This is a genomic window from Sandarakinorhabdus sp. (assembly GCF_040398645.1).
In the GTDB taxonomy this organism is placed as follows: Bacteria; Pseudomonadota; Alphaproteobacteria; order Sphingomonadales; family Sphingomonadaceae; genus Sandarakinorhabdus.
Genome location: NZ_JBBATR010000006.1, coordinates 16740 through 26004, shown reverse-complemented (window position 1 = coordinate 26004; position 9265 = coordinate 16740). Strand labels below are relative to the sequence as shown.

Here is a 9265-nt window from a genome sequence, read left to right as displayed (position 1 = left end):
TCAGCAGATTGGGAAACAGGCCGGGGAACAATTCCGGCTCTTCTTCCTCGCCATTATACGTGGCGCGAAACGGCACGGCTTCTTCGTCCAGCCCGTCCATCAGCCGCACGGCGGCGTCAGTCAGCCGAGCTTCGGTGTAGCGCATGGCGGCGGCATTATCGCCGTCGATATTGCCGAAATTGCCTTGGCCATCCACCAATGGCACGCGCAGGGCAAAATCCTGCGCCAGTCGCACCATGGCATCATACACCGATGCATCGCCGTGGGGGTGGTATTTGCCGATCACATCGCCGACCACACGGGCGCATTTCTTGTAACCCTGATCGGGGTTCAGCCGCAGCAGCCGCATCGCCCAAAGCAGGCGGCGGTGCACCGGCTTCAGTCCGTCACGCAGGTCCGGCAGCGACCGCGCCGTGATCGTGGACAGCGCATAGACCAGATAGCGGTCGCCCAGCGCCACATCGAAGGGCGCATTCAAAATGCCGGGTTCGGCGTCGTCAGTTACGGGGGGCAGGCTGGCCATGGCGGTTGGGTAGCGGCAGCGTGCCGGCTCCGCAAGCGATCACGCCAGCAGCAGGGCGACCAATCGCTGCCGCGCCGCCAGCAGGCGGGCCTGCGCCGGATTGCCGGCCAGCAATTCCCGCCACAAAAAATGCCCGGACAATCTCAGGCCTTGGGCCAATTGATCCGCCCCAGCCGCGCCGCCATCGCGTAAAAATACCGGCAGTGGCAGCAGCCGCGCTGCCCACGGCGTGCCCGCCGCGTGGCTGACGGCCTGGCGAGATTTTGGCGATACAAAGGCCAGATCGTCGCGGCTGCCGGTGGCGGCGCAGCACGACAAATCCAGCCCCAGCCCCAGCCCGGCCAACAGTGCCAGTTCCAGCCTGACCAGCGCGGCGCCGCTGGCCAGCGCATCGGCGCCGGCGCTGGCCGCTGCCAGCAGGGCAGCAAACAGCGGATACAGGCCGGGCTGCGCTTCGCCTTCGGGCAGGGTCGCAGCGGCCAGGCTGGTGACATAATCGACGAGCGCCAGCGCCGCGGCGCCGTGCATCAGCGCCATATTGCTGGCCAGCGGGTGCACCGTTGCCGTGGCCAGGCCTTGCGGCGACCGTGCGGCGAGATCGACGGCAACAAGATTGCCAAGTGCCAGCACACCGCGCAGCCGCCGGCCGCGCCCGCCGTGGACATAGCCAGCCATAAGCCCCTGATTAGCCGACAGAAACCGTCCGACGATGCCATGTTCGCCATGCGCTGTCAGAGCGACCACCAGTGCGGGTTCGATGCGGAGCATGATGGGCACTTTAGCGCATTCGGGATCAAACAACATATTTATAGAATAAACACCTATTATTCAGATTGACTGCGCACGGCGAAACCGGCATAGCGGCCGGGTATTAATTGTGGGGTAACAAACATGAACAATCTTGTTCGCCTGGCTGCCATTGCAATGGTCGCTGTTTCCGGGTCCGGGGCTGCTCAGGCAACGGCGGTTCTCACCGGCCAGTTCGCCAAGGTCGGATTGTTTGCAAGCAACGCAGGCACGGCGCTTTCGCTGGTGAAGGTCGAATTTCAGGGCGTGTCGTCTGGCAGCGGTACCACCGGCCGGCAATATTCAAACATTTCCGGGACACTGAACCTCCAGCTGAATTCGGTTGGTTATGTGAACTCCGGAACCGACGTCATCTCCACCTGGAATTTTACGGCCACGGTCGCCAACACGTCGAAGAGCCCGATGACCAGCGTGCGGCTCAGCACATTCGGCTTCTCGACTGCAGCAGCGCTTGCGTCTGGCAACAACCCGGCGTTTTTGAATATTTCGAGCCCCGCAGCGGAAACAACGCTCACGCCAACTGCGGGGCCTGTTTTCAACAAGATGTTCATCAACAACAGCGGCGGTTCGAATTTTCCCAACGTGACCGCAGCAGGCACCTCAGCGGTAAATAGCGTCCAGGTGGGTTTCACCGATGGCACCAACAATTGCTGCACGGGCGGCGGTGGCGGCGGCCTCAATCTTGGCGACCCGGCAACCTCGACCGCATTCAGCCTGGCGTTCAAAGGGCCATCCAACCTGACTGCGCTGACACTGCACAATTTTGCCGTGCGCTTTCAGGCCTTGTCCGGCACGGCGCAACGCATTGGCATCGGCAGCGGCACCGACACGTTTAGTGGCGCTTCGGGTGTGGGGATTGTTACGAAGCTGGTTGATCCGGTTCCCGAACCATCCAGCTGGGCAATGCTGATCGCCGGTTTTGGCTTGGTTGGCGCAACACTGCGCCGCCGCCGGATGACGGTTGCGGCCTAATCGACGAAATCCAGCCCGACCGAGCTGTACAGGCTGCGATCATCGCCCCAATCCGGCCGCACCTTGACGTGCAGGAACAGGTGGATCTTCTTGCCGGTCAGTTCGGCGATGGCGGCGCGGGATGTGGCGCCGATGTCCTTGATGCGGCTGCCGCCCTTGCCCAACACGATGGCTTTCTGGCTGTCGCGTTCCACCACGATCTGCTGGTGGATCACAATGCTGCCGTCGCGGCGTTCTTCCCATTTTTCGGTTTCGATGGTGGCGGCGTAGGGCAGTTCGGCGTGCAATTGCTGGTATAGTTGCTCGCGCGTCAATTCACTGGCCATCAGGCGGCTGGTGGCGTCGCTCAACTGGTCTTCCGGGTAATGCCACGGGCCGGGCGGCAGGCGATCGGCCAGCGCGGTTTTCAGCCTGTCCACACAGTCGCCGGTGCTGGCGGACACAAAGAAAATCTCGTCGAAGGCCAGCAGTGCGTTGGCGGCCTGCGCCAGCACCAGCAGGCGTTCTTTCACGCAGATATCCACTTTGTTGAGCACCAGAAATTTCGGCTCCGGCCGCTTGGCCAGTGCTGCGATGATATCGGGCACTTCGCCGCGCAGGCCGGTTTTGGCATCCACCACCAGCGCCACGACATCGCCGTCCGCCGCGCCGTCCCACGCGGCCTTCACCATCGCCCGGTCCAGCCGGCGGCGCGGCTGGAAAATGCCGGGTGTATCAATCAGCAGCAATTGCGCCGGGCCATCGATGGCAATGCCCATCAGCCGCTGCCGCGTGGTTTGCACCTTGGCCGATACAATCGCCACCTTCTGACCAACCATGGCATTCACCAGCGTGGATTTGCCAGCGTTGGGCGCGCCCACCACTGCCACGGTGCCGCATTTTGTTTGGGTCATGGTTCAAGCCTTGTCAGCAGAGCGGTGGCGGCGGCCTTTTCAGCCTCCTGGCGGGAACGGCCGCTGCCGGTGGCGGGCGCGGCACCGCGCACGCTGGCTTCCACGGTGAATTGCGGCGCGTGATCTGGCCCTTCGCGGCCGACCACCAGATATTCGGGCATGCCCAGCCGGCGTTTCAGCGCCAATTGCTGCAGGCTGCTTTTGGGATCGTTCAAAAATGGTTGTTCGGCCGCCATCAACGGCCCCCAATGGCGCTGCACCAGCATGTAGGCTGCCGGCCAGCCGGCATCGATGAACACCGCCGCCACAATGGCTTCGGCCACGTCGCCCAGCACATTGTCACTATCGGCCAGGCCCTTGCCGCGGCTTACCGGCTCCATGGCGATCAGGGCGCCGGCATCCCAGCCGCGCGCCACCCGCGCGTTGGCCGGCCCCTCCACCATGGCGTGCAGCCGCGCGGTCAGGCGGCCTTCGGCTTCGTCGTGACGGCCATAGAGCAAGCTGGCCACCACACAGCCGAGCACACGGTCGCCCAGAAATTCCAGCCGCTGATAGCTGCTGCCGGCCTGCCGGCTGGCGCTGCCGTGCGTCAACGCGCGATCCAGCAGCGCCAGATCGGCAAAATCATGCCCCAATATATCGCGAGCCCAAGCCGCCAGCCGCGCCCGGCGATCTGCCTGCGCCGCTGCCACATCAATGCCATAGATTGTTTTTCGCGCCATATGCAGGTGGTGGTGACGGCATGCCGCCATCTGGTCAACCCCGGGAGCGGGCTTGGCCATTCATCACCGTGCAATGAAAATCGGCTTTTGCACTGGACATCACCGCCTGCCCAAGGAACACAGACGCATGGACCATCTCGCCGCCGTTCGCGCCGCCGCCGCTTTGCCGGTGGATATCCGCAGTCTGTTCGCTGCCGAACCGGATCGCCTGGCGCGGTTGAGTGTCACTTTTGCAGGCATCCATGCCGATCTGTCCCGGCTGGCGCTGCCGCTGCCGGCGCTCGATCTGCTCCTGGCGGCGGCCACGGCGGCTGATCTGGCCGGCTGGCAGGCGCGGCTGCTGACCGGCGAGATCGTCAATCCGTCCGAAGGCCGGCCCGCCACCCATATGGCCGAACGCGGCAGTGGCCGGGCCGAAGATGTTGCCGCTGCCGGTGTGGCCGCCGATGAGGTTGCGGCATTGGCAACAGCGATTCGGGCCAGCGACGTGGCCGATGTCATTCATATCGGCATTGGCGGTTCATCGCTGGGGCCGGCCCTGCTGGTTGATGCACTTGGCCGCGATGGCACCAAAGCCTCTGGGGCACCGCGCGTGCACGTTGTCAGCAATATCGACGGAGAGGCGCTGGCGCGCACATTGGCGGTGTGCGATCCGGCCCGCACGCGGCTGGTCGTGGTTTCAAAAACCTTCACCACCGCCGAAACCATGACCAATGCGGCGTCGGCACTGGAATGGTGGGCGGCTGCCGGTGTGGCCGATGCCCGCGCGCAAACCATCGCCATCACCGCACGGCCTGACCGGGCGGCGGCATGGGGCGCCGGCACCGTGCTGCCATTTGCCGAAAGCGTGGGCGGTCGTTACTCGCTGTGGTCGGCAGTGGGGCTGCCATTGGCGGTGCGGTGCGGGCCTGAGGCATTGGCAGACCTGCGCGCCGGCGCGGCAGCCATGGACGCGCATTTCCTTGAGGCACCGTTTGCGCGTAATCTGCCGGTGTTGGCGGCGCTTGCCGATATCTGGGCTGCGCACGGCCAGGGCCAGCAGACGCGCGGCGTGTTTTGCTACGATGAACGGCTGCGGCTGCTGCCCAGCTATCTGCAGCAGCTGGAAATGGAATCGAACGGCAAATCGGTCACGCGCGGCGGCACTGCGGTGGCTGGCCCAACCGCGCCGATCACCTGGGGCGGCCTTGGCACCGATGCCCAGCATGCGGTGTTTCAGCTGCTCCATCAGGGCACGGTGATTGGCCCGATTGAATTTGTGGCGGTGCGCACACCGGGCCATGCGCTGCCGGCGACGCACCACCGCCAATTGCTGGCCAATTGCTTTGCGCAAGGCGCCGCCTTGCTCAAGGGCCGCAGCTTTGATGCCGCACTGGCTGTGTCCGGCAATGATCCGGCGCTGGCCGCGGCCAAGACTTTCAGCGGCAATCGCCCATCGTCCACGCTTCTGCTTGACCATCTGGATGCGCGCACGCTGGGCGCGCTGATTGCCTTTTATGAGCAGCGCGTGTTCACCGCTGCCGTGCTGCTGGGCATCAATCCATTTGATCAGTGGGGCGTGGAACTGGGCAAGGAAATGGCCAACGCCATGCTGGCCGGGGACGATCTTGGCTTTGATCCGTCCACAGCCGATTTGCTAACGCGCGCCGGGCTTTGATCGGTCAGTCCTGGTCTTGCGGCAATTCCTGCCAGATGCCGCCGATCAGCGCTTCAAGCGGGCGAAACTTGGCCTTGTAGGCCATGCGCTCACAGGCTTCGATCCAATAGCCGAGATAGACATGCGGCATGCCGGCCCGGGCGGCGCGCGACACGTGATCGAGGATGATGAAATTGCCCATACCCGGCCGCTCCGCGCATTCGGGATCATAAAAACTGTAGATCATCGACAGGCCATCGGCCTGCTTGTCGGTTAGGCAGCAGCCCACCAGCTTGCCCAGCTTGCCATCGGCGCCGGGCTCCCGATACTCCACGATCACGGTATCGACAGGCGATTGTTCGACCATGTCACCAAAATCATGCGAATCCATGGCCGCCATGCCGCCGCCAGGGTGGCGCACAGCCAGATAGCGGCGCAGCAATTGCCATTGTTCGTCGGTGGCCCAAGGCTCGCAGGCGTGCACGTCCAGATCGGCGTGGCGCGTCAGCAGCCGGCGCTGGCTGCGGCCCGCCGCAAACCGCGCGGTGGGCACCCGCACCGAAATACAGGCCTGGCAATTGTCGCAACTGGGCCGGTACACAACATTCTGGCTGCGCCGAAAGCCGATGCGACCCAACGCTTCGGACATGGCCTGGGCATCATCGCCCTTCAGTTCGGCAAACACCTTGCGCTCCGTGCGCCCGGGCAAATAGGGGCACGGCGAGGGTGCCGTCACAAAGAACCGGGGAAAGCGATAACTCTGGTCCGTCACGAGTCCCTGCCTTTGCCCTGGTTGCGCTGCTGGCTGCGGTTGGCGAATGCGGCCCGTGGATTGGCGCCGGCCGTGTGTGCCAGCGCCCCACTGTCCTTAACGGATATGCTAGCGTGCAGTTGAATGCTTGGCCAGCGCGCGCGCCGGCAATCAGTCTGCTTTTCAGTCCGCTTCGATCATCCGCACGTCGTAGCTGGCGGCGCGCAGCGCCTCCATCAGCCGATCAAGATGCTCGCGGTCGCGGGTTTCACACTCGATATCGGTGATCAGGCCCTTGGCCGGCAGATTGGTGAACACGCGCTGGTGATAGACTTCGAGGATATTGACCTGCTGCTGATCGAAAATGCGCGCCACTTCAAACAATTGCCCCGGCCGGTCTTTCAGGCGGATACGCAGCCGCGCCAACCGGCCCGACCGTGCCAGATCACGCAGCAGCACATTGGCGAGCAGCCGCGTATCGATATTGCCGCCGCACAGCACCAGGCCCACCTTGGCACCGCGGAACCGGCGCGGATGCGCCAACAACGCGGCCAGCCCAGCAGCGCCAGCGCCTTCGACGACGGTTTTTTCAATGCCCAGCAGCAGCGACACCGCGCGTTCCAGATCGCGTTCACCCACCAGCACGATATCGTCCACCAGCGCGCGCACCACTTGCTGGGTCAATTTGCCGGGCGATTTCACGGCAATGCCCTCGGCCAGCGTGTCACCATCACAGGTGGCGGTTTCGCCCTTCATCGCGGCATACATCGACGGATACAGCTCCGCCTGCACGCCGATCACGCTGATATTCTGGTTGTGCGCCTTGGCAGCGGTGGCAACGCCGGAAATCAGCCCGCCGCCGCCGATCGGCACCACGATCGTATCAAGCTGCGGCACGTCTTCCAGCATTTCAAGGCCGACCGTGCCCTGGCCGGCCATCACCTTGGCATCATCGAACGGATGCACATACACCAGCCCGCGTTTGGCAGCCATATCAAGCGCGTGGGCGCTGGCATCTTCGAATTTTTCGCCAAACAGCACGACATTGGCGGCGTGGCTTTCGGTTTGCTGCACCTTTACGATCGGTGTGAACTGCGGCATCACGATGGTAGCCGGTATGCCAAGCCGGCGGGCGTGATAGGCCAGGCCCTGCGCATGATTGCCAGCCGATGCAGCAATCACACCGCGCTGCCGTTCTTCGGCAGTGAGCGACAGCAGCCGATTGAGCGCGCCGCGTTCCTTGTAGGCCGCAGTAAATTGCAGATTTTCAAATTTCAGCCAGACTTCGGCGCCGGTCAATTGGCCCAGCGTTTCGGATTTGAGGAACGGCGTGCGAATCACCGATCCGGCGATGGCAGCCGCAGCGGCCTTCACATCATCGATGCTGATCGGCAGGCCTTGCTGCGCAGTGAGGGAGGGGGCGGCGGCAAAAGCGGTCATCACCGGTGCATAGCGCCGCAGCCATCGCTGCGCCAGCCACAGGTGGCACTGCAACCGCTTGACCAGCAGCGCCGGGCATGAGCACGATCCCAGATTGCGTAGCGGAGTGATTTTGCATGTACAGCCATGGTGTGGCCGTTGAGCCGGCGGACATCGATCACATGGGCCATGTTAACAATGCCGTGTATCTGCGCTGGGTGCAGGATGCGGTAGTCGCTTACTGGCAAAATACTGCGCCGGCCGAAGCGGTGGCGGCGCATCTGTGGGTCGCGCTCAATCACAACATCAGCTACCGCGCGCCGGCATTTTTGAATGATGATGTGGTGGCCAGTGTCGTCGCCGAAAGCGTGCAAGGCGCGCGCGCATTTTTCACCACCATGTTCAAACGCGGCGAGCAGGTAATTGCCGAAGTGAAAAGCACCTGGTGCTGCATCGATGTCGCCACCCGCCGCCCAGCGCGGCTGGCCCGCGATGTCGTCTCGCTGTTTGTGCCGGCCCCCCAGATCGCCGGCTGATTGCACAGCCAGCGGCTGGGCGTTACAGCCGGCACATGAGCATGAACATCGCATTCCTGGGCCTCGGCGTGATGGGCGCGCCGATGGCGCGGCACCTCGCCGCCGCCGGTCACGGCCTCACGGTTTACAATCGCACGGCAGCAAAATCTGAGGCCTGGGTGGCGGCGTACGGCGGCGAGGCGGCAGCAACGCCCGCAGCAGCGGCGCACGGCGCGGATGTGGTAATCGCCTGTGTTGGCGCCGATGCCGATCTGGAAGCGGTCACGCTCGGGCCGGATGGCGCGTTTGCCGCGATGCGCCCCGGCGCGCTGTTCATCGATCACACCACGGTTTCGGCCGCGATCGCGCGCCGGCTGGCGGCCGAAGGCGATGCGCGCGGCTTGGCTGTGGCCGATGCGCCGGTGTCAGGCGGGCAGGCCGGGGCCGAAAATGGCAAATTGACCATCATGGTCGGCGGCAGCGACGCGGCCTTTGCAGCGGCGGAGCCGGTGATGACCGCCTATGCCCTGCGCATCGGCCATATGGGCCCGGCGGGCAGCGGCCAGCTTACCAAGATGGTCAACCAGCTGTGCATCGCCGGCATCTTGCAGGGCCTGTCCGAAGGGGTCGCGCTGGGCCTGAAGGCTGGGCTGGACATGGACGCGGTGGTGGATGTGATCTCCAAAGGCGCTGCCCACAGCTGGCAGATGGACAATCGCGCCCGCACGATGATCCGCGGCGAGTTTGATTTCGGCTTTGCCGTGGACTGGATGCGCAAGGATCTGGGGCTGGCGCTCGATGAAGCCCGCCGGTTGGGGGTGCCGCTGCCGATGGCGGCGCTGGTCGATCAATTTTACGCCGATGTGCAAGCCATGGGCGGCGCGCGGCAGGACACGTCGAGTTTGATCCGGCGGTTGATTCGGTAAGGCCATCGCGGCGGCCCCGTCACTGGCCCCGTCACCCGCCCTATTGGTTGGCTGCGCCTGCGGCGGGAGTGCCAGCAAGGCGTGGCAGGCTATTGGCGCGC

General features: G+C 64.3%; 10 protein-coding genes. 4 read left to right on the top strand and 6 right to left on the bottom strand.

From position 1 onward, the window contains the following. Together ABWP50_RS02560 and recO are read right to left on the bottom strand one after the other, a co-directional pair. Nucleotides 1–523 (bottom strand): DNA gyrase subunit A (locus tag ABWP50_RS02560; protein ID WP_353216422.1); only part of this gene is annotated, 523 nt, incomplete at its 3' end. Between the two features lie 39 nt (nucleotides 524–562). After that, a complete protein-coding gene (recO, locus tag ABWP50_RS02555) occupies nucleotides 563–1291 on the bottom strand; it encodes a DNA repair protein RecO (RefSeq protein WP_353216421.1) in 729 nt (242 codons plus the stop codon). Between the two features lie 123 nt (nucleotides 1292–1414). Here recO and ABWP50_RS02550 point away from each other — a divergent pair, with 123 nt between their 5' ends. After that, nucleotides 1415–2302 carry a cistern family PEP-CTERM protein gene (locus ABWP50_RS02550; protein WP_353216420.1) on the top strand — a complete coding sequence of 296 codons (888 nt, stop codon included), beginning with the start codon at nucleotides 1415–1417 and terminating at the stop codon, nucleotides 2300–2302. Here the strand turns inward: ABWP50_RS02550 and era are convergent. Both era and rnc read right to left on the bottom strand, forming a co-directional pair. After that, nucleotides 2299–3195 carry a GTPase Era gene (era, locus tag ABWP50_RS02545; RefSeq protein WP_353216419.1) on the bottom strand — a complete coding sequence of 299 codons (897 nt, stop codon included), beginning with the start codon at nucleotides 3193–3195 and terminating at the stop codon, nucleotides 2299–2301. The two genes, ABWP50_RS02550 and era, sit on opposite strands and share 4 nt — an antisense overlap. Further along, a complete protein-coding gene (gene rnc, locus ABWP50_RS02540; RefSeq protein ID WP_353216418.1) occupies nucleotides 3192–3917 on the bottom strand; it encodes a ribonuclease III in 726 nt (241 codons plus the stop codon). The genes era and rnc overlap by 4 nt, the downstream gene beginning before the upstream one ends. Before the next feature lie 127 nt (nucleotides 3918–4044). Here rnc and pgi point away from each other — a divergent pair, with 127 nt between their 5' ends. Then, nucleotides 4045–5574, top strand: coding sequence for a glucose-6-phosphate isomerase (pgi, locus tag ABWP50_RS02535; protein ID WP_353216417.1), 1530 nt, complete (start codon nucleotides 4045–4047; stop codon nucleotides 5572–5574). 4 nt (nucleotides 5575–5578) lie between these two features. Here the strand turns inward: pgi and ABWP50_RS02530 are convergent, their stop codons facing one another. Both ABWP50_RS02530 and ABWP50_RS02525 read right to left on the bottom strand, forming a co-directional pair. Further along, on the bottom strand, nucleotides 5579–6325 hold the full coding sequence (locus ABWP50_RS02530) for an arginyltransferase (protein WP_353216416.1): 747 nt from the start codon (nucleotides 6323–6325) through the stop codon (nucleotides 5579–5581). Nucleotides 6326–6487: 162 nt separating this feature from the next. Further along, on the bottom strand, nucleotides 6488–7744 hold the full coding sequence (locus ABWP50_RS02525) for a threonine ammonia-lyase (protein ID WP_353216415.1): 1257 nt from the start codon (nucleotides 7742–7744) through the stop codon (nucleotides 6488–6490). 116 nt (nucleotides 7745–7860) lie between these two features. Between ABWP50_RS02525 and ABWP50_RS02520 the strand changes: the two genes are divergently transcribed. Next, nucleotides 7861–8259 (top strand): acyl-CoA thioesterase, encoded by a 399-nt coding sequence (locus ABWP50_RS02520; RefSeq protein WP_353216414.1) that lies wholly within the window; start codon nucleotides 7861–7863, stop codon nucleotides 8257–8259. 35 nt (nucleotides 8260–8294) lie between these two features. Continuing rightward, nucleotides 8295–9164, top strand: coding sequence for an NAD(P)-dependent oxidoreductase (locus tag ABWP50_RS02515; RefSeq protein WP_353216413.1), 870 nt, complete (start codon nucleotides 8295–8297; stop codon nucleotides 9162–9164). Nucleotides 9165–9265 lie beyond the last annotated feature (101 nt).

Coding starts and splice junctions, on each gene's coding strand:
- recO (WP_353216421.1), bottom strand. CDS start 1,291: ATGCTCCGCATCGAACCCGCACTGGTGGTCGCTCTGACAGCGCATGGC.
- ABWP50_RS02550 (WP_353216420.1), top strand. CDS start 1,415: ATGAACAATCTTGTTCGCCTGGCTGCCATTGCAATGGTCGCTGTTTCC.
- era (WP_353216419.1), bottom strand. CDS start 3,195: ATGACCCAAACAAAATGCGGCACCGTGGCAGTGGTGGGCGCGCCCAAC.
- rnc (WP_353216418.1), bottom strand. CDS start 3,917: ATGGCGCGAAAAACAATCTATGGCATTGATGTGGCAGCGGCGCAGGCA.
- pgi (WP_353216417.1), top strand. CDS start 4,045: ATGGACCATCTCGCCGCCGTTCGCGCCGCCGCCGCTTTGCCGGTGGAT.
- ABWP50_RS02525 (WP_353216415.1), bottom strand. CDS start 7,744: ATGACCGCTTTTGCCGCCGCCCCCTCCCTCACTGCGCAGCAAGGCCTG.
- ABWP50_RS02520 (WP_353216414.1), top strand. CDS start 7,861: ATGTACAGCCATGGTGTGGCCGTTGAGCCGGCGGACATCGATCACATG.
- ABWP50_RS02515 (WP_353216413.1), top strand. CDS start 8,295: ATGAGCATGAACATCGCATTCCTGGGCCTCGGCGTGATGGGCGCGCCG.